The sequence below is a fragment of the Streptomyces sp. NBC_00386 genome (assembly GCF_036063235.1).
Taxonomy (GTDB): domain Bacteria; phylum Actinomycetota; class Actinomycetes; order Streptomycetales; family Streptomycetaceae; genus Streptomyces.
Genome location: NZ_CP107950.1, coordinates 9705617 through 9727193, shown reverse-complemented (window position 1 = coordinate 9727193; position 21577 = coordinate 9705617). Strand labels below are relative to the sequence as shown.

General features: G+C 67.1%; 20 protein-coding genes and 1 pseudogene. 6 read left to right on the top strand and 15 right to left on the bottom strand.

Features of this window, described 5'->3' with window-relative positions:
* The first annotated feature begins 38 nt into the window (after positions 1-38).
* Positions 39-224: a hypothetical protein gene (locus OG780_RS42620; protein WP_328457553.1), complete on the top strand. Its 186-nt coding sequence runs from the start codon at positions 39-41 to the stop codon at positions 222-224.
* Positions 225-296: 72 nt separating this feature from the next.
* Here OG780_RS42620 and OG780_RS42615 read toward each other — a convergent pair whose 3' ends face one another.
* From OG780_RS42615 to OG780_RS42600, 4 genes are all read right to left on the bottom strand, one after another.
* A complete protein-coding gene (locus OG780_RS42615) occupies positions 297-422 on the bottom strand; it encodes a hypothetical protein (RefSeq protein ID WP_328457551.1) in 126 nt (41 codons plus the stop codon).
* A gap of 976 nt (positions 423-1398) precedes the next feature.
* Positions 1399-2019 (bottom strand): hypothetical protein, encoded by a 621-nt coding sequence (locus OG780_RS42610; protein ID WP_328457549.1) that lies wholly within the window; start codon positions 2017-2019, stop codon positions 1399-1401.
* 121 nt (positions 2020-2140) lie between these two features.
* Positions 2141-2452, bottom strand: coding sequence for a hypothetical protein (locus tag OG780_RS42605; RefSeq protein ID WP_328457547.1), 312 nt, complete (start codon positions 2450-2452; stop codon positions 2141-2143).
* On the bottom strand, positions 2449-2790 hold the full coding sequence (locus OG780_RS42600; RefSeq protein WP_328457545.1) for a hypothetical protein: 342 nt from the start codon (positions 2788-2790) through the stop codon (positions 2449-2451). The genes OG780_RS42605 and OG780_RS42600 overlap by 4 nt, the downstream gene beginning before the upstream one ends.
* A 398-nt stretch (positions 2791-3188) precedes the next feature.
* Between OG780_RS42600 and OG780_RS42595 the strand changes: the two genes are divergently transcribed.
* Positions 3189-5054, top strand: coding sequence for an ATP-dependent nuclease (locus tag OG780_RS42595; protein WP_328457544.1), 1866 nt, complete (start codon positions 3189-3191; stop codon positions 5052-5054).
* Positions 5055-5493: 439 nt separating this feature from the next.
* A complete protein-coding gene (locus OG780_RS42590; protein ID WP_443062284.1) occupies positions 5494-7488 on the top strand; it encodes a serine/threonine protein kinase in 1995 nt (664 codons plus the stop codon).
* Between the two features lie 221 nt (positions 7489-7709).
* Here the strand turns inward: OG780_RS42590 and OG780_RS42585 are convergent, their stop codons facing one another.
* The 5 genes and pseudogenes from OG780_RS42585 to OG780_RS42565 all read right to left on the bottom strand — a co-directional run bounded on the left by OG780_RS42585 (position 7710) and on the right by OG780_RS42565 (position 12193).
* Positions 7710-8933, bottom strand: a complete 1224-nt coding sequence (locus OG780_RS42585) for an MFS transporter (protein ID WP_328457540.1) — start codon at positions 8931-8933, stop codon at positions 7710-7712.
* Positions 8934-8938: 5 nt separating this feature from the next.
* Positions 8939-9571: an ArsR/SmtB family transcription factor gene (locus OG780_RS42580; protein WP_443062283.1), complete on the bottom strand. Its 633-nt coding sequence runs from the start codon at positions 9569-9571 to the stop codon at positions 8939-8941.
* Positions 9572-9892: 321 nt separating this feature from the next.
* Positions 9893-10009: pseudogene (locus OG780_RS42575) on the bottom strand (HNH endonuclease); the annotation flags it as partial.
* Positions 10010-10141: 132 nt separating this feature from the next.
* On the bottom strand, positions 10142-11005 hold the full coding sequence (locus tag OG780_RS42570; protein WP_328457536.1) for a hypothetical protein: 864 nt from the start codon (positions 11003-11005) through the stop codon (positions 10142-10144).
* Between the two features lie 330 nt (positions 11006-11335).
* Positions 11336-12193 (bottom strand): hypothetical protein, encoded by an 858-nt coding sequence (locus OG780_RS42565; protein ID WP_328457534.1) that lies wholly within the window; start codon positions 12191-12193, stop codon positions 11336-11338.
* A 448-nt stretch (positions 12194-12641) separates the two neighbouring features.
* Between OG780_RS42565 and OG780_RS42560 the strand changes: the two genes are divergently transcribed.
* Positions 12642-15632: a CHAT domain-containing protein gene (locus OG780_RS42560; protein WP_328457532.1), complete on the top strand. Its 2991-nt coding sequence runs from the start codon at positions 12642-12644 to the stop codon at positions 15630-15632.
* A gap of 234 nt (positions 15633-15866) precedes the next feature.
* On the opposite strand, the gene OG780_RS42555 is transcribed toward OG780_RS42560, so the two are convergent.
* The 3 genes from OG780_RS42555 to OG780_RS42545 all read right to left on the bottom strand — a co-directional run bounded on the left by OG780_RS42555 (position 15867) and on the right by OG780_RS42545 (position 16828).
* Positions 15867-16142 carry a hypothetical protein gene (locus tag OG780_RS42555; RefSeq protein WP_328457530.1) on the bottom strand — a complete coding sequence of 92 codons (276 nt, stop codon included), beginning with the start codon at positions 16140-16142 and terminating at the stop codon, positions 15867-15869.
* 84 nt (positions 16143-16226) lie between these two features.
* A complete protein-coding gene (locus OG780_RS42550; protein ID WP_328457528.1) occupies positions 16227-16427 on the bottom strand; it encodes a hypothetical protein in 201 nt (66 codons plus the stop codon).
* 89 nt (positions 16428-16516) lie between these two features.
* Positions 16517-16828, bottom strand: a complete 312-nt coding sequence (locus OG780_RS42545) for a cold-shock protein (RefSeq protein WP_328457526.1) — start codon at positions 16826-16828, stop codon at positions 16517-16519.
* Between the two features lie 587 nt (positions 16829-17415).
* On the opposite strand from OG780_RS42545, the gene OG780_RS42540 reads away from it, so the two are divergent.
* Entirely contained in the window at positions 17416-18207 is a 792-nt protein-coding gene (locus OG780_RS42540; RefSeq protein WP_328457521.1) for a hypothetical protein, read from the top strand.
* 714 nt (positions 18208-18921) lie between these two features.
* Here OG780_RS42540 and OG780_RS42535 read toward each other — a convergent pair.
* Positions 18922-19128 carry a DUF6417 family protein gene (locus tag OG780_RS42535; RefSeq protein WP_328457519.1) on the bottom strand — a complete coding sequence of 69 codons (207 nt, stop codon included), beginning with the start codon at positions 19126-19128 and terminating at the stop codon, positions 18922-18924.
* Positions 19129-19283: 155 nt separating this feature from the next.
* On the opposite strand from OG780_RS42535, the gene OG780_RS42530 reads away from it, so the two are divergent.
* Positions 19284-19829, top strand: coding sequence for an SMI1/KNR4 family protein (locus tag OG780_RS42530; RefSeq protein WP_328457517.1), 546 nt, complete (start codon positions 19284-19286; stop codon positions 19827-19829).
* Between the two features lie 139 nt (positions 19830-19968).
* Here OG780_RS42530 and OG780_RS42525 read toward each other — a convergent pair whose 3' ends face one another.
* Both OG780_RS42525 and OG780_RS42520 read right to left on the bottom strand, forming a co-directional pair.
* Positions 19969-20628, bottom strand: a complete 660-nt coding sequence (locus OG780_RS42525) for an HNH endonuclease family protein (RefSeq protein WP_328457516.1) — start codon at positions 20626-20628, stop codon at positions 19969-19971.
* Between the two features lie 358 nt (positions 20629-20986).
* Entirely contained in the window at positions 20987-21283 is a 297-nt protein-coding gene (locus tag OG780_RS42520) for a hypothetical protein (RefSeq protein WP_328458752.1), read from the bottom strand.
* Positions 21284-21577 lie beyond the last annotated feature (294 nt).

Below are 21577 nucleotides of genomic sequence, written 5' to 3'. Positions count from 1 at the left end.
CCGTCGCGGGTGAGGCGACGTGATCGTTCCTGAACCGGGTGGCCGCCGCCTTCGGGCTGCAGGCTGCCGATCTGACCCCCTGGTGGCGCTGGGCGAATCCCGTCCCCCGCCACCACGAGGAACTCCCGGACCCGACGTACCAGCGGACCGCGCCCCGGACCGGGATGGAGATGAGCGCGGGTGGCGCCATCGCCGGAGTTGTCGCCCGCACCATCCGAAGGTGATCGGCTTAGAAAAATCGCGATCACCCGAGGAGCATCCTGCCGCCCGCAGCGTGGGCTTCGTACGGCCAGCAGTCAGCGGGGCGCCTTGAAGTGCAGGTAGCTCTTCTTCACCTCTTCGAAGTGGCTGCGAAGGTCCGACTCCGTCAGCTTGGACTCATACCGATCTCCGTCGCTCGTGTAGAACTTCTCCTCCCCCACTTCGTAGTAGGTGTCCTCGCCGGCGGGTACATCCCGGTACTCGGTGTAGTACAGGCACTTCCCCGCGGCATCGCCGTACCGGGAAGAGAGGATCTCTCCCTCTGATCCCAGCCGGTTGCAAGGACTCGCTTGTCCTCGCCCAGGAGCTTGCGCTTGCCAGCGCTCTCCTTGGGACGACATACGCCGTCGCCCTCGTCCGTAAAGTGCGCTGTGCCTGCCGCGACGTAGGTGCGGGCCACGAACGGCGATCTGTCGACCCACGGCTCCCACGTGAAGAGCACCGCCCCGGCGATAGCAAGGACCAGGCCCCCTGCAGCGATCAACGTGATGCGCCGCTTGCGCTGCACGATCACGTCGGCTCCGGAGGCCTTCACAAGGGATATAGGCGTGAGCTGTGGCATGGCCGAATCATGCACCCAATTGATCAACGAGCAGCCGACGTTCCCGCAATCCGTGCACCGGGACCAGACGCTATTGCCGCCAGGACACACAGGTCCGGGGCTTGCTGTGTCAGCGCTCGCGGGGCACGTGACGGTGCGAGTGAATGCCGAACTGGCAGGCGCGCAGGCCGGGGTGTCCGCAGATCGCCGCGCGCGGGACTGCTCCGTGAGTTCGGTCGCCGCCGCTCCTGCTCCCCGAACCCCCGTGCCCCGCACGCACGCACGCCGCGCGCAACTCCCCGCAGACCGCCCCCGCATCTCCGCTCGAGCGAACCCTGCCCCCTGCGCTCGGCAGCCCTGACCACCAGCCCAGCCCTTCGATAAGCAGCCCACTCGACATTTGCCCGGCCCTTCCTCGCGAACACTGGCTCCACGGAGATCAAACCGGCATGTGACTGCTCGAGCCGTCAGCCGGCCTATGACTTGAACCGCCATACGGCGTGCTCCAGCCCACCGGGTTCGTGCCCGAGAAGAGCGGCGGCCTCTTCGTAGGCGGCGCGCAGCTCTTCGTATCGCAGACTCGCGACACCGACATCTCAGCTGCCGACGGTGCGGCCCGTCTGCGCCCACCGGCCGTCCGGCGTGACTCCGAAGCTGAGTCGCCACGGCTTGTGTCCCTCGGCTTCGCAGTCGACCCACAGCCTGATCGTCGCGTCCTGGTACTGCTGCCGCCAGCGCTCCTCACCATCAGCGCCTTCGTACCAAGTCGGCTTTCCAGACGGGTCAAGAGCCAGCCTGGTGCGGTCGCCCGCCTCCAGTGGAAACGGTGGGACACTCCGCCCTAGTGGGTCGGCACCGTTGATCCCGGGCTGGAACCGGTAGGGGCCCCAGATGGTCCGTTCGATCTCGTCCGGTGTCGGACCGCCGGCAAGGCTGGGCACCTGGGAACGGTCGAAGTCGTCACGGATGGTGAGTCGTACGCTGAGCCGACCCAGCTGGGCCGGACCGTCAAAGCGGACGTAGAGCAGCAGTCCGTCCGACTGCTGCAGTTTCAAACGGAGTTGAGGAGTCAGCGCGTCGTGCCAGCGGTCCCGCTCGATCCGAGCAACGGAAGCCGCGGCATCGTTCGCCTCACGCGACGCCTTCCAAGCCCCGAAAGCAGCGAGTCCGCTGAACGCGGCCGAAAGAGCCGCGATGGAAGTGTCTGCAATGCCCATGCGGGACTGTAACCCAGGCAGAGCAGCAGCCATTACGTGCGGGGTGGGCCTCGGGTCCCAACCTGCCCCGCGCCAGTGCGACGTGAGGGCTCGGCGGAAGCTCACTCCCTATCGGCCCTCGTCAGTCAGGCTTCCGATCCTGTCCAACAGCTCGAAGAGGGACGTTCCCGCCTCCGACCTCCTTGAGGTCGGCGCGGCAAGTCAGGCGCCGGGCAGGGTGCGCAGGAGTTGGCGGAGGGCGCGGGCGCAGGGCCAGGCGGCGGGCGATGCCGGGTGCGGCGTAGGCGGTGACGACGAGGACGGCCACGGCGGCGAACGTGGTGACGGGGCCGATCAAGCAGGACGTCAGCAGCACGCTGCCGGTCAGGAGCAAAACGGCAAGGGTGAGCGCGAGTGCCGGGTCGTGGTGCGCAGGGTCGGCTTGTCTGTTCATGCCCGGCGCAGGCACCCGGACGGCACTTGACCTCCGGGTACGACCCGCCACAGGCTCCCGCCGCCGCACTCGCGATACTGCGACCAGGAGTTGCGGCCGACGGCGACGATGCACGACCGCACCCGCTCGCCCCGGCGCAGATACCGCACGATCGGCGAATGCGTCGTCGCGACCGGTCCCTCGTTCCAGGCCGGCCTGCGCACCGCCACCTTCTGAACGGCCTGCCAGGTCGCCCTGCACGGTACGGAAGCGGCAACGGTCGACGGAGCAGTGGACAGAACGGTCGCGAGGGCGGCGACGGCGGCCGCCGTGGTGAGCAGACGTCGGGTCAGGTGCATACGCGGTCAACCCCGCTCCCCACCCGCCCGGTCACGGCCCTCATCCCAAGATCACCCGCCAGGGGGCCGTGCAGCTTGCTGGCCCCGCCCCGCGCGGCCCCGCCGACGCGCGAACAGGGCAGCGGGTCGCCCGACCCCCGGTACGCCTCGCTGCTCCGCTCCTCCAAGGCCCGCAGCGGGTGAGTGGAGCCCGCCACGGGGTTAGGGGCGGGAGTCTGCGGGGGCTGGTTCGATCTTCGCTTCTGGGACCCAACGACGGCGCCCACAACGTTCGGATCTCGGCTCTCTCACGCCTCGTCAGGCGCTAGAGTTTCCCCACCTCGTCACAAAGTGGTGTGTTTCAACGGCGCGTTGGCGGCTGTCCATCGCCTGCCCGTGTCGTACTGCAAGGGAGCAATGTGCGACTTGTCGAACTCAGCGTCATCAACTTCCGCTCGCTGGTCGACGTCCAGGGCATCCCCATCCACAAGCAGACCATTCTGACGGGGCACAACGACTGTGGGAAGACGGCGACTCTGGACGCCATCGCCTTCCTGCTCGGCGAGCGCCCTCTCGCAGACAGTGACATCTCGCAGTTTGCTGAAGGTGAACCCGCACGCGCTGCTCTGCCCTCGGACGATGATGCGGCAAAGCCGATCGTGGTGACGGTGGAGGGCCGGTTCGACCTGTCCGACGCCGAGAAGAAGGTTCTGGGGCTCACCTCTTCTATCCAGGTGCGCCGCCGTCACGTGGAAGGCGAAGGCGTCTCACTCGAGTGGCTGGCGCAGGTGCCGCAGAACCCAGCGCTACGGAGCATCTCCTCCTTGAAAGTTCCCGAGCTCCGCGCCCTCGCCTCCGATGTTGGCGTCACGTTGCGCGACGGCCAGCCGAACGTCAAAGCGAGCTGGGCTGAGGTGCTTGAGGAGCATGCGGCCTCGGCCCCCACGGTCACCGACTGGGCGCCAACGCCTGAGCATGTCGTCGGCGCCCTGCCACAGCTCCTCTATTTCCGGGGCGACGCCGCGGAAACTCCCGAAACCGTGGTCCGCAGCATCCTGACGGCCAAGCTGCGCGAGTACACCCTGCGCGAGGAGACCCGGCAGAAGATCACCGATCTGGAGACCGATTTCTCTGGCCTGCTCAAGGACGACGCTGCCCGTCTGCAGAAATTAGTCGAGGAACGATGCGCTCTCGACGCTTTCTCGTTGGAGCCGACCGTGCAGTTCCGGCCGACCGTCAGCGGTGTTTCGATGACCGCTGCTACGCCGGGCCAGAAGGCCGTGTCGCTGGCTGCTGCCGGGGCCGGCAGGTCCCGCCGGATTTCGCTGGCACTGTGGGAGGCCAGCCAGCAGCTTCTGTCGGAAACAGCAGAGGACGGTGCCACAGGCGGTGTGATCATCGCTTATGACGAGCCCGATACACACCTCGACTACGAGCACCAGCGGCGCATCATGGACATGATCAAGGTGTCCGCGTCCGCCGCGCAGTCCACCGTGATCGTTGCCACCCATTCCCTGAACCTGATCGATGGTGTCGACATCCAGGACATCGTGCATCTCAACAGCAGAGACGGACGCGCCTACGTTCAGTCGCTCGGCGCGGATGACAGCGACGAGGACACTCGGCGCTTCATGTCGAACATGGCGGTCTCCCTGGGCTTTCGCAACAGCGTCCTCCTGCACGAACGGTGCTTCGTCGGCGTGGAAGGCCCCACCGAGTACGCGGCCCTGCCGGCACTGTTCAAACTGGCGTTCGGCTATCCGATCCAGTCTGCGGGCATCGCTCTGTGGGACTGTGGCGGCAACGACGGCGCCCTCAACTTCGCCAAGTTCCTCAAGAAGCACAAGCGCACTGTCGTGTTCCTGGTCGACGCCGACTCGGTCCGCGACAAAGACCGCGAGTTCAACCTCAATCGTCTGGAGAAGTACGGCTTCACCGAGAAGGACTGCCTGTTCCTCGGTGACCCGTACGAGCTGGAGGACGTCTTCAGCGACGATCAGTGGGCCGACACCATGAACGCCGAATGGCCACGCAAGGACGAGCAGCAGTGGACGCCCAAGGATGTCGCAGGCTTGCGCAGCACCGGCAAGTTCAGCAAGTCGCTGCACACCCTGCTGTACCGCCACTCCGAGCAGGCCCCCCGAAAGAAGGAGAGCATGGTCGTCGAGCTGGCACAGCGGCTGCGACAGCCCTCAGACGTTCCGCCGGCCCTGGTGAAGTCGTTCAATGATGCGATCAAGGTGGCCAGCGAGGCCGGACTGCGTCACTGGCCCAAGGACGAATGAGCCAGCCGCGCTGAGCGGCGGGCTTTCATCCTGCTCAGACGCTGCTCCCGGGTAGGCGCCTCCCATGAGTGCACCCCCACAGAAGCCACCCACCGACGGCCGTGTTTGCTCTTCTCCTCACCGCACCACCGGCAGCCCGACGGCGCGGGTGGATCTGTATGCCGAACACGCACGGACATGGCACGCACCTCAACACTCTCCACTCGGTCCGTCACTGGCGTACTCAAAGAATCCCACGGAGCACTGACAATCGGCAGAGCGAGAACAGAGCCCAGAAAACGGCGGCCGGATAGCATCCACCCTTGTCTTGCTCTCTGACAGATCGATCGGACAAGCCGTGAGCGTTGCCTCTTCGGACAGGCGAATTCAGCCTGCCCGCCCCGGGGATCCGTCCCGTGTCGGTCCCTACCGCGTTGTCGGCCGGCTTGGTGCTGGCGGCATGGGCACGGTGTACGCGGGACTCGACGGCAGCGGGGAGCGGGTCGCGGTCAAGGTGATCCATCCGCTGCATGCGGATGATCCGGAGTTTCGTGCCCGCTTCCGCCGCGAGGTCCGGCTCTCCACCCGGGTGCGAGGCCCGTTTCTGCTGCCGCTCCTGGCGGCCGACCCCGATGCGGACGCCCCCTGGCTGGCGACCGCCTACGCTGCGGGCCTGACCTTGACGGAACACCTGGCCGCCCACGGCCCCCTGACCGGCGCGACCCTGCATACGTTCGCCACCGGCACCGCGCAGGCTCTCGCAGCAATCCACGCGGCCGGTGTCGTCCACCGAGACGTCAAACCCCAAAACGTGCTGCTCACCGCAGCCGGCCCCCGCATATTGGACTTCGGCATCGCCCATGCCGCCGACGGCACGAGCGTCACCCGCACCGGGGTAGTGACGGGCACGCCCGGCTGGATCAGCCCCGAGCACTACCGCAGCGGCGTCACCGCAGCGGAGGGAGACATCTTCGGCTGGGGCGCGCTCGTGGCCTATGCGGCCACCGGGCGTCTTCCCTTCGGCGGCGGCGCCCCCGAAGCCGTGGCCTACCGGGTCATATCCGGCCAGCCGGACCTGGACGGCGTGCCCGAAGCGCTGAAGAAGATCCTGGAGCGGGCGCTGGCGAAGGAACCTGACAAGCGGCCGGACGCCGACGAGGCGGCTGATGCGTGCGCACGGCTGCTGGATGCCGAGTCCACCCAGATCCTTAACGCCGCCACGGCGACAGAGGCGGGCAACACCCCGGCACTGGCCGGCGCACCGGTGACGGCACAGTGGTCTGAGCCCATCCCCGAAGACCCTTCCTGGGCCCCGGCTGCTTTGGTCCGTGAGAGCTCCTCGCGGCGTCGGGTCGTTGTGGCCGTGGTGGTGGCAGCTGCCGTCGTGGGCGCGAGCGCGGGCGGCTCACTGGCTTTCCGTAACAGCGCAGATCATGCCAGCGGTCATTCCACGACCGCCGCTTCGACGCCGGCTGTGGGCGCTCATCCCTCCGGTGCCACAACCGGTCAGACCTCCACCCCCGTTGCCGACACGAACGTGACCGGCCAGGCGGTATCCGACCCCCGCTCCGTCCCAGTCCCGTCCGACCCGCTGGCCGGCGTGGCAGATCCCGCCTTCACCCGCTCGGACGACGAGACCCAGCCCGTCCCTGGCGAGTGGAACGCCAGCCGGAAGGCCGACGGCACGACGGAACAGGACGCCGCGATCGCCATCGGCCGTCAAGTGAAATCCATGCTCGGCACGAAAGGCATGTCTTTCATGACGCCGACGGTGACGTTCAACCGTCAGGCGCAAACCGTCATGGTGACTGGCGGCCCGATCTCTACGCTGACCGACGACTACAAGGAAGTCTTCCGCCGAGCGGGGGAAATGGCCGCCTGCACCGCTCTGGCCCAGCGGCTCAAGGACGCACCAACGAGCTGGCCCTACGGCCGGTTCTCCGTCTACTGGAAGGACTACGACGGCCAGGATGAGGCAAACGTCCTCGGCTTCGGTAAAGCCACCGACGGCTGCTACACGGACGAAGCAGGCCAGCGCCAGGGCTCGGCCGAAGGTATGACCACCGCCGAGATCCCCAGCAGCAACAAGGACGAGATACGCGTCGCCTCCGACACGCTGAAAGCGATCACAGCTGCCTGGAACACCCGCCTCACCCAGGGATACGGCCTGGAGCCTTTCGACCGCGACAATGCCATTACTCTCGGCTTCGACCCAGTCGAAAAGATGATGTACGTGTGGGCCCACGACGGCTCGGGCGCCCTTGGCGGCCGCGCCCAGCAATCCCACTTCCAGGACGTCGTCAGCAAGACCGCCTGCCCCAGACTGTTGGCCGAATACAACACGAACAAACAATGGAACTACACCCACTGGGTCATCGCCGCCTATCAAGGAAACAGCGCATGGCCCCAAATCTTCACCTCGGGCGACTGCCTGCCCACGGAAAGCCGTCACTGAGCGCTCGTGGAGGCCCAGACCTTCCTGGGCAGGGGCACACACGAGACCAGGACGGAGTGAACCGGCAGCGCAAAACGCTGATCGCTACGGCGAACAGTTCGATCATGCTGCTGCCGGACTCACACAAGGAGACACGTGGTAGCTCCGATCACGGCTTGGTCCTGAACACGGTGGTGTGTGGAAATCCTGCTACTTGAACGCCGCAGTCGACGGGGGATCGATTATGGGGTGCTGTCAGCGGTGGCCCTCGCCGGTTCGATGTCGACGCCGCGGCGCTGCTCGGGTCGGGTGAGCAGGTAGGCCGACGACAGGGCAGCCAGGCTCGCGATGACCAGGAGGAGGATCCGGTAGTCGATGACGGCGATCAGCGCGGCGCCTGTGGCGATCGCGATCGTCTGCGGAATGGAGAGTGCCACGTTGAGCGCTGCATCCGTCCTGCCCATCAGCTCTGGTGGTGTGCGTCGCTGAAAGAGGGTCATGATGCCGACGGTGATCCACGGCAGGCTTGAGCCGATGAGTGCGGTGCCTACGAGCACGGTCGGCGTCGAGGAGGCTGTCAGCAGGAGGAACCCGACCGTGGCGCTGGCCTGGCCCAGGGCGACGAGGAGGCCTTCGTTGAGGCGACGCATCAGCGGGGCCGCCGTGACGCCGGCTGCGATTGCGCCGACTCCTTGCGCTGAGATGAGGACCCCCAGGAAGGCGTCCGGGCGGTGCAGCCCCTGACTGACCACGGCGAAGGCGGCTGTCTCGGAAAGACCGAATACGATCATGATCAGTGCGCCGGTCATGGTGAGTTGTCGCAGGGCGGGGGTGTCGCGGATGTGGCGGGCGCCGGCAGCCGCTTCGGCCAACCAGTGCTGCTCGGACGGCGTTGGCGACTCGTCGCGTATGCGTAGGGCGAGCAGGGTTGCCACGGCGATGAGGAAGGTCGCCACGTCGCCGATGATCACCGGAGTCGCACCGAACGCGGTGAGCAGGCCGGCGCCGAGGAGGGGCGTGATCAGTCTCAACCCCCACTGCGCCGTCTGCATGACGCTGTTCGCGTCCCCGAGAAGCTCCTCGGGGACCATGGTCTGCAGCATGCCGGCCTGTGCCGGCCCCAGAACACTGGCGGACAAGCCGTAGCCGAACATCACGACGTAGATCAGCCACACCTGGCCCCGGTCCTGGACCAGCAGCAGGAGCAGGACCAGCGCTGCGGTGGCCAGGTTCGTGGCGATCAGCAGCGGTCGACAGCGCATCCGGTCGGCGAGTAAGCCTCCGGCCGGCCCGGCCAGGGTGCCGAGCGCGAGCATGAAGAAGGACAGGCCCGCGGCCGAGGCGCTCCCGGTGAGCATCTTGATCCAGATGCCCAGGGCCAGCCACAGGGCCGAGTCTCCGAAGGTCGACAGGATCTGCCCGGCCATGTAGAGCCGGGCGTTGCGGTTCGCCAGCAGCTTGCGCATCCTGGTCAGGCCTCCGGCTTGGTCGCGTCGAGCGGGTAGCTGAACAGGAGCAACTCGACCGGCAGGCTCTCGGCCGGTCGACGCGACGGGTCCTCCAAGCGGTCCCGGTAGCGGTCAAGGACCTGGCGCAGGTCGGCGTTCAGCTGTTGAGCTTCATCCGGCGTTACGTAGGCCAGGTTCTCGATGCCGCTGGTCACCTGCTGCCAGGTTTCTGAGAACTGGGAACGGCGGGCGTTGACCGTGCCGGCCCGGTCGAGCCACGTCTCCCACAGCAGGCGGGCCAGGGCCTCGGAGGCATGGGACATCTCCGCATCCCCTGAGGAATCGTCAAAGGAGAAGCCGATGTGCTTGAGCCGCCACGGCCTGCGCCGGCCGGGCGCGTCACCAGCCTCCTCGACAAAGCCGTACTTGGCCAGGGTCCGCAGGTGGAACGCGCAGTTCGTCGGCGTCTCCCCGATCATCTCGGCGGCTTCCGTCGCCGTGAGCGGTTCGCGCTGAGCAAGGGCTTCCAAGAGCGCGAGCCGAGTCGGATGCGCCACCGCCCGCATCGTCTTGGGGTCCGCAAGGGGACGGACCGGACGCGTGTCGGCCCCAGGGTGGACCGGGACTGAGGGTTGACGCGATTCTTCAGAAGACATGTTTCGAAACACTACGCTCGAAACACTACGCTCGACAAGACTGCTGGTCGTGAATCTTCGCTACCGCCAGGGGCTGCTCGAATGTTCCTCGACTCCCGAATACGTCGAGCATGCTGGCCTCCTGCTGATCGTTCGCGTACCGCCTCCCGCCGTGCAGTAGCCACCCGCTTCTGGCCCGGCCGCGCTTCGCGCCACCACTCTCCGCCGCCGTCCCGCCCGGCCCAAGACGAGACGGCGGACGAAGGACGGACGACATCACAGGCCCTGGGATGACGCCGGATGAAGGTTCTGGCAACTCGCCCAGCTGGGTGTCCGTTACTTGGAGCGCCAGGCTTCGGCGAGGGGAACCATGTGGTCGATGGTCGCCCGGGCGACGACAGTGGTGTCGTCGTAGGCGGAGTACCAGGAGCCGCTGGAGGACTGGCAGCTGCCCGGCTGGTCTTCGACTGCACATACAGACGCTGACGGCCGAGCCGGTGCGGGCACAGGGCGATGCACGACGCAGTCAACCACGGGGCGGAGCCACGCAGTCTGTGCAAACGGCTCTGACCGGGGGTGCGTCCGGCTGGATCAGGAGCTGATCGGCAGGTCCCTGCGGGCCTGTTCCAGGTCGGTTGCCCAGATCCACAGCCGGTGCTGGGGCGGGATCTGGTGATAGCCGTACAGGCCGGTCTCGGTCAGTGTCCGCAGGTCCACGCACACCCGCTGGTAGGCCTGGTTGATCGCGTCGGCCGGGTCGGCCAGTTCTGCCACACCGAGTTTGATGCAGGCCCGGTACTCGTATCCCAGCAGGAGGTCCTGCCCGAACTGCGCCCACACCCCGCGCTGCTGCGCCCAGGCGGTCCCGGCATCCTCCAGCAGCAGGTTCAGCTCCTTCGCGGACGGGATGGAGGGGTAGATGAGGAAGGTGGCGGCCCAGCCGAGCGCCACCATGTCCAGGTTGAACGTCCGCCGGCGGGGATCGTCGCGTGGCGGCAGCGGATCCGAGGTGCTGCCTGCGAACCAGGGCGCGGTGTAGGCGAGCAGGCGTCCGTGGTCCTCGAGGAGTTCACCGGTGGCGATCACGGCCATCTTGCGCTGGGAGCCGTCCGGGCGGGCCAGGCGGTCGGCGACCATCGTCGTGTGGGCCTCTGCTGCCGCCCGGCCCGCGGCCTGGTGGCGCTCCGCGGCGTCTGCGGTGATCCGGGAGACGAGGTAGTCGCGCAGGTCCTGCGGCAGTGCGTCGTAGGTGCCGTCCAGCAGTCGTGTCTTCGTGCGCTCGAGAGCGGCTTGGGCGGTGTCTGGGGCGCCGCCGTAGTGGGTCTCCGGGGTGTCGATGGACACCATGCGCACCGGCATGGCGATGTTGGGGGTGTCGCCGTCGGTGACGCTGAGGAACCGGTAGTCCTTGGGGGGTCTGCTGGGACCCACGAAGCCGAGATCGACCACAGCCATTCTCCCGAAGATCAGCCCGAGGGCACGGTGTTGGGGCATCGGGCAGGAGCGTCACGGCTGGCCAGATGCCTCGGCGCGGCCCGCTGCCGGTATTACCTCAGCGATTCCTGGCCCCGGCCCGCTCCAAACGTTGTGCGGGAGGACTCCACCCGCTGGTGCAGGGACCGCGTGCTCCGTCCCTGTCTGCCGCGCCGGGTCCATGTGCCGGCCGCGCCCGGGTCGGGGTGGTCGGCGGTGACACGAAAGACGGGGATCTGTGCCGCGATGCGTTCGAAGGCCTCCATCGGATCTTCCCGGCCCACCGGCAGGTGGGCCGGGGCTGTTGATACGTCAGGCTCCTTTACGGAAGCGTTCGCTGAGCTGTCTGCCAACGCCGGGGGACACCACGCCGGTCGGTGGCTGGGCACCGAGGGTCCGGGCCAGCTCGGCGGCGTAAAGGTCGACGGCCGACTCCGTGAGGTCCGCCAGATTGCTGACGGTCTCCCGGCCATGGCGCCAGCCGAGCAGAAGCAGGGCCGCGCCGGCCAGCGCCGCTGGCCACCACACGACGCCTAGACACAGGTAGAGCAGCGCCCACCCGCATTGGGTGGAGGCGCCGGTCATGGCCTCGCGGGCCGCGATCACGTCCCCGCGGCAGTTGTCGGGAAGGATCAGCCACAAGCGGGGCCAGGTAAAGGAGAAGTCGAGCCCGTACTGGCCCTGGATCCGCACGCCCACGCTTCGCAGCCGGTCACCGATCCATGTCGCCCGGGTCGGCTCGGTGAGGGCGATCGCATTGCGCAGCGCGACACGGCCGGCCCGCTCTGGCGCGGGGGCGCTCACGGCAGCGCGCTGCGCATGCTCCCACCGTTTGAGCCGCCACCGCACGAGTGGGCTGGTCAGCCAGGCTGGGCCAGTCATCACCCAGGCCTTTTCGACCGCCGAGCCGAGGCCACGCGCCAGCAGTCCGATCGCTGCCGCAGCTGCCGCCGCCGCGGCGGCCAGCAGGACGGCCGACACGGGACGGTGGTTGTAGCGGGCGGCGAGATCTTCAGCGGCGTGGCTCAGCCGCCGCTCGTCCAGGGCGTGGCGATGTCCGAGTTCGAATGCTGCCGCCGCGATCGCCGCGAAGAGCGCGCCTGGCAGGACCAGCAGGCTTACCCAGCGCTCGGCGAGCTTGGATCCCAGCGCGGATAGGAAGGCGTTCACCCGAACGTCAACGGCTCATCGAGCAAGGCGCACTCGGGCAACGGGCTGCCGGGACCACGCCGCTCGAGCCGACTGCAGCTTCTGCTGGGGCAGGTGTAGAAGCCAGGTGGCGGCGGGGCGGGGTCCTGACCGGGGACTGAGGTGTACCCACGCGGCCGCGTCGGAATGCCGAGACGGTCACGGACCACTTCCAGTACGAGCGCGGCTGGCCGCGTACCGGTGCGCAACTCCTGCCGTGCCCGCTCCAGTTCCATGGACCATCCCTGTTGCCGGGCCTCCTCGATCAGGTCCGGCAACTCATCGCAGAACCACGTCAGTTCACTGGCATCCTCTGTGGAGCTGTTCATCGGTTTCTCCCCCCGCTTATCGCAACGCGCCATAGTCTGGCACTGCTGGGGCGGGTAAGTCCCGACTTGTGCATCATTCACGGGACGGCTCAGGGGGCATCGTGAACGTCCAGGATCTCGCGTTCGCCATGGAGAAGCGGCTCGACGAGTACTACAGGAGCGGCAATCCGTCGGTGTTACGTGGGAAGCAGGTCGAGGAACAGGCCCACAGGCTCTTCTTCGCCTTCGACTGGTTCGCGTCTTTCGCCGGGATCGAGGCTGCCCGCGCATTCAATGTGGCCGTGCTGCTGGCGGAGTTTCACTACCGGCGCTGCTTGCACGAGGACTCGCAGGAGGACATGAGGCGAGCCATGTACCTCTATCCTGTGCTGCTTCAGACCGCCTCGCACCTTGTGCCCGATGTCTTGCTCAACCACTACCGCGACAACGGCTACTGGATCGCCGATACGCCCTCAGAGGACGAACTCCTGAGTCGTGCCGGTCAGGCTGGCAAACTCCTTAAGGAAGCCGAGGCAACTGGCGCTCGACAACCGCTTGACGACGCCGTCGAGTGGTGCCTCTTCGCGGCGCGCGCCAACCCGCGGCAGGACGCGGTGTTGGCGGAGGCACTTGTCACGCTCGGAGCCGTCTTCACCCGTAGGTACGAGTACACGGACAACGCGGAGGATCTTGAACGGGCCCTTCACGTGATCGCGAAAGCGGTGCCTGCGATCTCCGAGGACGATCCGGTCCGGCTGAAGGTGCAGCTGAACTTCGGACACGCATTGATCCGGAAGTTCCATCTGAACGGTGATCTCCAACTGCTCGACCAAGCGGTGAAGATGCTCCGTCAGGCGGCCTATGGGGCGCCCCCCGACTCCGCCGATCGTGCCGCCGCCCTGACCAATCTGAGTGCGGCGCTGACTGCATGGCACGGGCGCACGGCCCAGACCGACGCAGCGGTGGAGGCGATCGAGGTGCAGGCCGAGGCCGTGCGCAGCACCCCAGATGGGCATCCGGATCTGGCGAGCCGGATGGTGAATCTGGCAGCCGGAATCAGTGGCCAAGCTGGTCGAGACGTATTCGGAGACGACCAGTACGACGCAGCAATCGCCGTTCTACGCAAGGCCTTGCCCCTTGTCCCCGGCGCCCATCCCGGCAGGCCCCGATGCCAGAATCTCCTGGCCAGTGTGCTGCTGAGACGCTTCGCACAGAGCCAGGACTCCCGTGACTTGACCGACGCGGTCGAAGCAAGCAATTCAGCCCTCGAAGCTGGCACGGTCCCTGACTACCTGCGACCGACCCTTCTGACAGGTGCTGCCGAAGCGCTTAGCACTTACGCTAAGCACTTCGAGGACCCCGCTGCCCTCACCAAGGCAGTCAAGCTACTGCGTAAGGCTGACCGGCTGCTCCCGAGTAGTCATCCAGATCTCACGGGCGTCCTGACCACCCTGGGCATCGCACTGCGCGAACTGCCCGTCGGCACAGCGGACGGTGCCGGGCGCGCCCAGGCCATTGCAACACTGCTCAGAGCGGCTGCCGTTCCCACCGCCCCGGCCAGCGACCGCGCGTTGGCGGCCTCCCTTGCGGGGGACACCGCCGCCGACGGCCAAGACTTCATCGCGGCGGCCGACTCCTACGCCCTCGCCCTGGAGCAACTGGAGTTGGCCGTCTGGCACGGCCTGGAGCGTCCGGACCGAGAGAATCTGATCGCGAAGTTCCCAAGCCTGGTGACCAATGCGGCAGCCTGCGCAGTGCGCGCCGGACAGGCGAAACGCGCGGTGGAGTTACTTGAACAAGGCCGCGGAATCCTGCTCTCCCAGGCTTTGGAGACCCGCACCGACACTCGACTGCTGCGCACCCAGGCATCGCATCTCGCCGAACGGCTCGAGCAGGTCCTGGAGGAGTTGGAGCAGTTGTCCGACGGGCCGTCGGACTTCACCGTCTGGGAAACCAACGAGCGGCGGCACGCGCACAGCCGACGCGCGGACCTCGCGAAGCAACGAGACGAACTGCTCGCCGAGATCCGCGCACTGCCGAAGCAGAGCCGCTTCCTGCGGGCACCGTCCTTCACCACGCTCCAGGCCGCCGCCAGCAGCGGACCGGTCGCGCTGCTCATCGCCAGTGCCCACGGCTGCTCGGCTCTCCTGCTGAGCGACGCCAGCGTGCAGGTGGTGCCGCTCGCCGTGGAGGTCGCGGAACTCGCCGATCACGTGGTCGCCTTCCTGGACGCCCTCGGCAACCAACCATCGCCACGGAAGATGCGCGACACGCTGGTGAAAAGCCTGGCCTGGCTGTGGAAGACGGTCACCGAACCGGTGCTCAACGCGCTGGGCAACAGCAAACCGGTTGCCTCGGACGGCCAATGGTCGCGCATGTGGTGGTGCCCCACCGGCCTCTTCACACTCCTACCGATCCACGCCGCAGGGAACCAGGCGGACACAGCCCTGGACCGGGTGATCTCCTCCTACACCCCGACCCTACGCATGTTGCTTCACACCCGGACCCGCCCCGAACCACCGAACGGGCACGACACAGGCGGCCTTATCGTCTCCCTTCCGACAACGCCCGACCTGCCAGATCTGCCCGCCGCGGCCGTCGAAGCCCAAAACCTGCACCAACGCCACCCGGACGCCATGCTCCTCACTGGCCCCGCCGCGACCAGGTCAGCCATCACAGCGGCACTCACCGACTGCACCTGGGCCCACTTCGCCTGTCACGGTCGCCAGGACATCGGCCGACCTTCGCGCGGTGCACTCATGCTGCACGACGGCCCGCTGACGCTGTGGGACATCGCCAGCCTTCGACTGCCGCACGCCCAATTGGCATTCCTGTCCGCCTGCGAGACCTCGCGCGGCAGTGTCGTCTTGGCGGACGAAGCAATCAGTTTCGCAGCCGGGGTCCAACTCGCCGGCTTCCAACACGTCGTCGGCACGCTGTGGACCATCGACGACAACAAGGCACCGGACGTCGCCAATCGGGTGTACAACGAACTCTCGCGCCAGGACCCACACGATCCGGCAGCCGCCCTGCATAGCGCAGTCCGGGCAATGCGGACGCAACATCCCCTGGCGGTGTTCAACTGGGCGGGCTACGTCCATATCGGCCCATGACCGAACTGATCCGGGGTGCCGGGATCAATGCGCTCCGCTTCGGCGGCGTGCTAGGCCAGCCTCACCAGCACGGCCAGCTCGCATGAAGTGAGCAAAACACGTTCTATCGACCTCTACCGCCGGATTTAACGAACTACCAGTAAGAGCCTCGTACCGCGCTGCCCGAACGAATCACGACGAGACGGTCGGGCCGTCAGGTGTACTGACGGCCCGTGAGACCGAGGTCAGGACCTGTCAGGAGTCGTAGGTGACCGCAAGATCGCTGGCGTAGGAATCACTCTCGGGGCTGGTGCTGTCCTCCGCGGCCAGGGGCGGAGTGATCCCGTCGAACAAGGCGTAGTTGAAGCTGAAGCCGAGGTTGGCCGTGCCGGTCCTGCCGCCGACGTTGACGCGGAAGGTGCAGTGCCCGTACAGCGTGTAGTCCTTGTTGCGTCGGTTGTTGGGGACCGTCGAGTGCCAGAAGTAGTCGACGCCGACGTTGGTGTGCTTGTCGTGGTAGGGCAGCTGCATGTGACCGGCCGTGCATGTCATTCGGCCCGTGGCTATGGCCTGCACCGCCGGAGAGGTGCGGAACGACCAGCCCATGGGGGCGGGTCAGCCGACGGTCCCGGCCATGTTCACCTGGCCTGTGAAGGTGCCGTTGGCGTCGGTCTTCTTGTAGCTCGGGGTTGAGATCTTGAATGTGTGCCGGCCGTGCTGGGTGCCAGCGTGAGCGGAAGTGCTTCCCAGTGCAAGAACTGCGGCCAACGTGGCAAAGCCAAGCGCAGCCATCTTCTTCGTGGATGTGGAAGACATGCGAATCCTGTCTAGAGCGCACAGCAGGAGAGACCATGCCACTGCTGCGCGTGCTGATAGGAGAAATTCAGTCGGTAGCCGATACCGCGTCAGGAATCGAACGTGATGTCCAGGCCGGATGAATAGCCCGGCCCCTCGTCCCCGTTCGGCGAGCGCCGTGCCCCGGCTTCAGGCCAGACGGACACGGCACGCCATCGGTACTCGTCCTGTTCTGCCTGCTCAGCCGAGAAGGTGACGGACTGACCAACGGTCAGCTCACGATAGCCATCGAGTTGGATGGTCGAGAAATGTGCCCACACCTCGTCAGGGAGGGCATCGGAAGCGAGAACTCCCCAGCCCTCTTCGCTGTGCCACTCCAGCACGCGCCCGCTGAACACCTCTGCCGACGTGACGTCAGGCATTCCCCGTTCCCCCTTGCAGTATCGGCAATTCGCCGTTCCGGCGCGCACTGTGGTCAGCAGCGCTCGACCGAACAACAGTGACATTAAAAGACAGACCGGAACCACTCGATCTTGATCCGACGTGGCGGCAACCTCACCAGGCCTGCTTCGCCACCCTGCTCCATCGCGTCGGCTCCGCCGGATCCGCTTCCACGACTCACGGCACCGAGCACGACTCACTCGTCGTCTTCAGGGAGAGGCACCTTCCTGCTCCGCGTCACCACCACGGGCGGAGCCCCCTGACCGTCGAACTGACAGTGGCCGCCACTCCCGCGGCCTCTCCCACCGCCTCCTAGAACCGCCCCGCCACCGCGCGGCACCAGCTCGCCTCCAGGGCGCCCTCCCGGCTCACGCCCGCGAGGGCGCGGATGGCGAGCCCCAGCCCAGCGTTCGTCGACGAGAGGCCCGTGCTCGCTCTGGACGGCATACAGAGCCGCTGCCATCTCGAGGTGAGGTGCAGTCCGGACACGGAGTATCCGGGCCCCTGATCGAATCACCCTGGTCAAGCCGTACTCTGCGTCCTCACACACATGATCCGGGAGTGGGCAGTGACGAACGCCGTGCATCGAAGAGGCGCAGCCGGTGCTGTCGCCCTGGCTCTGGTTCTTGGGGCGACCGGGTGCGGGGCCAAGGGTTCCACCGCGGCGCACGCGCCAGCCGGCCATAACGGCGAGCAAGCAGCCAGTGCCGGGGCCTCGAAGGCGAAGGCAACGGCTCGTGTTCCGGTGCTGGTTCAGGACCGGCTGGAAGACGCGGTCCTCGATGATCGCGACCTTGCCGGGGTCAGCGTCAACACGATCGGGGTGGGCACGGAGGGTGTGGGCAATGGCGTCGTCCACGCCATCCCCGACCGCGCCACACATCCCTCGGCATGTGCACCGGTCAGCAGCGCTCTCTCCGGCAGCAGCCGGTTCACGCCGGTCGCCAGCGTGATGCGCATGGCGCAGAGCAAGAGCGGCCTGGCTACGTTCTACTTGGTGTCCTACCGGGAGGCAGACGCGGTGCGGGCCGTCGACGAACTCCGCACGGCCCTGCAGACCTGCAGGGCCTTCACCTCGTCGACGAGCAGCGCAGCTCATGAAAAGGTGCTGCCGACTGAGGGTCCGGCCGCGGGGGACGAGGCGGTGTCCTTCCGGCTCACCGAACTCGTGAAGACACCCGGACAGGATGACCCGATCCAGGCCCCCGAGAGCGTCGTCGTCATCCGCTCGGGCTCCACAGTCGCCATCTTCAACGCCATGGAAAGCCTTCCTCGCCTCAACACCTATCCGAAGGTGCCCGCAGACATCGTGACGGCTCAGTCGAAAGTACTGGCCACAGGGACACACGCTGCACGCTAGGCGTCGGCCGGATCTTCGTGGACCAAAGGCACTTTCGGCCGGGATCGTCTGCTGGGACCGACAGCAAGCAGCAGGGTCCTCTGCCACACCTGACTCCGAGTGGCACACTGCTTGCCTCACGCGCGGCAGCGGGTCATTGGAGTGGTAGCGGCGGATAGCCAGTGACGGCATCTGGCTTTGAGGGTTGGCCGGGCATGATGCGACAAGTGATCACGTCCTTGGTAGCTGCCGCCGTCCTTGCCGGCACGCTGATCACGGAGGCTGCGGCAGTTACTCAGATGCCCGCAGGGACGGCCAATTCATCGTGTGCAACCAAGTACAAGGTGACCGGTCGGGTGGTCGCGGTACGGCGTCCGGCCTGGAATGACGGGCCGGTGGCCAGGCCGGACAGCCCGGTTGACCACTATGTGCATCGCGGTGATGTCCTCGTGTCGTGCTTCGATGCACTCGCTCGGACGGAACGGGGTCCGGCGTATCGCAAATGCGGCCGCACCGGCTCGGTCTGGCGCGTGGTGCGGGGCGGGCAGATCCCGGCCACGTGCGTGCGCCGGATCTGAGCCTGCCCGCTCCCCCAAGCCGGTATCAGGCTTGGAGGACAGGCAACTCGACTTCCGCTCGCGTTCCCCTGCTTCGCCTGTGGCCGAACGGACGCCCAGCCTCGATGTCGGCCCGGGCGCCCTGTGCACAAAGCCCGGCGCCGCGGCCATGTGGCGGTCAGTTCTCTGACGGGATCCGTGCGGCGATCTCCCGCGCAAGCCGGTCCGCCTGCGGCGAGAGCGGATGTCCGTCCTGCGCAATCGTCAGCAGGAGCTGGAGCAGGTCGTGTGCTTCCTGCAGCGTCAGCAGGGCCAGCCTCTCGGCGCGGTCGCCCATCGGCGCAAAGTCGATCTCGTCGAGATCAAGGTGATCATAGTTGTCCATGCCGAGGCCAACTCCCCTGCCTGCATTCGCGTTACGGGCCGGCTCTTGTCGACACTCATGTAATTCCTCAGCGACAGGGTCAACTTCCCCGCCCAAACGTTCGAGCCTGGCGGCCCAGCAGCGGCCCTGTCAGTCCCTTCTGCAAGCATGCTGCCGTGACAACCACATCACCTGATCAGCGCCCTGCCGAGGACACCCTGGAGTTCCTGCGCTCCGCCATTGAAGCGGAGTGGCGCGAGCCTGCACTGGGACACGACGGCATCTCGGCGTGGGAGTCCGAGCACGGGGTCGTGCTTCCGGAGCCGTACCGGAGTCTGATCGCCGAGATCACCAACGGGTCGTCCCTCGGACCGCCGGAAGATGGCGGCCTCCTCCCTCTGGGTTGGTTCCCACCGGACTGGCCGTACGACAGGGACCGCAATCCCGCCGCCCCGTTCCCGCTCCAGGAGGCCTGGGCCTGGGAAGGCGAACCTCTCGCCGACGACCATCACGAGCGCGTCGCCGACGTCTACAACCACGGCTCCATCGTGCTCGGCACCGACGACGGCGCTTCCTACTGGGTTCTGGTTGTGACCGGTCCCCAGCGAGGCAAGGTCTGGTTGGTCACTGAAGTCGGCGCCTACCCGTATCCGATGCCGGAAGCCTTCGGCTTCCTGGAATGGGTGCAACGCTGGCACGCCAGCGACGGCTGGTGGGACTGACCGCTGCCCGCACAGAGCCCCACGCGCAACGAGGGCCTCCGGCTCGAACGTATGCGTGGGGACGTTGACGCTGCTGCTGGGGAATTACGTGACGTTCCACAGCTGGTGCTGGCCGCAGGGGCAGGGGCGGCGGGGCGTCTCAGGCCAGTGGCACGGCCAGTTCCTCGTCCGGGCACGCTGTCACAGTCTGCTGCAGCGCCTGCAGTTCCGCGGGGTCCACGCTGAGCTGCCAGCGCGTTTTGACGCTCACCCAGTCGGCCACGTAGTGGCACTGCGCGTCGGTGGCCGGAGGCATCCAGGTGCTGGGGTCCTGGTCGGCCTTCTGCCGGTTCGTCCTGGCCGTCACGGCCACCAGGGAGCGGGACCACCCCAGGTCATTGGCGTATGCCTGCCTGCGTTCAGACGTCCAGTCGTAGGCGCCGGAGTCCCAGCTTTCCGCGAGCGGCACCATGTGGTCGATGTCCAGGCCGGATGCCCCGTTCATGAGGGCGTCGTCGTAGTAGCTGAACCACTGGCCATCGCTGAGGGTGCAGTTGACGCCCTGTGTCGGCGCCTCGACCGCTTCGGCTTTCAGCACCTCCATGCGGGTGTTGCAGCCGTCTTTGTCGGCGTCGATCCAATGGCGGAACTTGCTGCGCTCGTAGCCGGTCCTGACCTCGCCCGCCACCGGGAGTTCAGCGATCAATTCGCGCACACTCCCCACCCGGGTCGGGTCATGCGCCTGTGCCGCGGCCACCGGCAGGCCACCGGCCAGCGCCACCGCGGCCAGCGTGCAGATCAGCGTCTTGTTGAGCGTCATGCGGCATGACTACCGAAGCAGAAACGGTCACCCCGCGACGGCGCCACCACCGGTCACCCGAATGCGGCAAACCACCAGCCCGTGCAGCGCAGCTCCGCCCCGGCCCTTGCAGCTCACCCTCTTGCGTGGTCCGGGCCGTCATCGCCCTCGCGCCGGTGCCGCCGCTGAGCGGGGCGCCCGACGAAACGGCACGGGCCTGCCCTCTGCGATCACCGCTGACCAGAGCTTCGCCTCGCGCATGGTCGGCCGACATCGCGGGATGGCCACCGAGAGCAGATGCAGCGAGCCGGTGCCGGTCAGCAGGCCGGCGGCGCGCTGACCAGTCGTGGTCGGGACGGCAGCCAGGGTGTGGCAACGGTCAGGGCGTGTCGCCGGAGTAGTAGAAACGGCACGTCACACCCGGGCCAGGCATGCGGGATTCGCCGGGGTGCAGGTCGTACAGGGCGCGGCCGCCGGGCCACCGCCCGAGTTCGGTGGGCAGGGCCACGCCGTCGTCGACTTCCTCGGTCCGCCATCCGTGGATGTCCAGCAACAAGCCGTCCAGCGGTCCGCCGATCAATGCGGCGTAGGTCCGGTGCAGGAGCGGGCCGGGGTGGGGATCCTCGTGGTCCGCGCCGTAGACACGCCGGTTCAGCAGCTGCTCATCACCGTTCATGCCCTCCAGCGTTGCAGCCGCCACCGACAACGCGGGCTCGCCCAGCACCTTGGGCCTATCTGCATGGTCGGTCACTGCGCCTTGCCTTGGCCGGATCAGGTGCGCCGGCGTCCGAACCAGCCGCCGGCCTTCTGCCGGCCTGCTCGGCCTCCTGCTCCTGGCGGTGACCTGCCTGGTCCTGGCGCTCACGTTCGCCGGCTTCAGCCTGCTGTTCGGCTGCGACGGCTTGGCCCTGGCAGTTCTCGCACAGATGCGGGTGCGACTCACGCGCCGTACTCCAGTCCCGTACGTCAA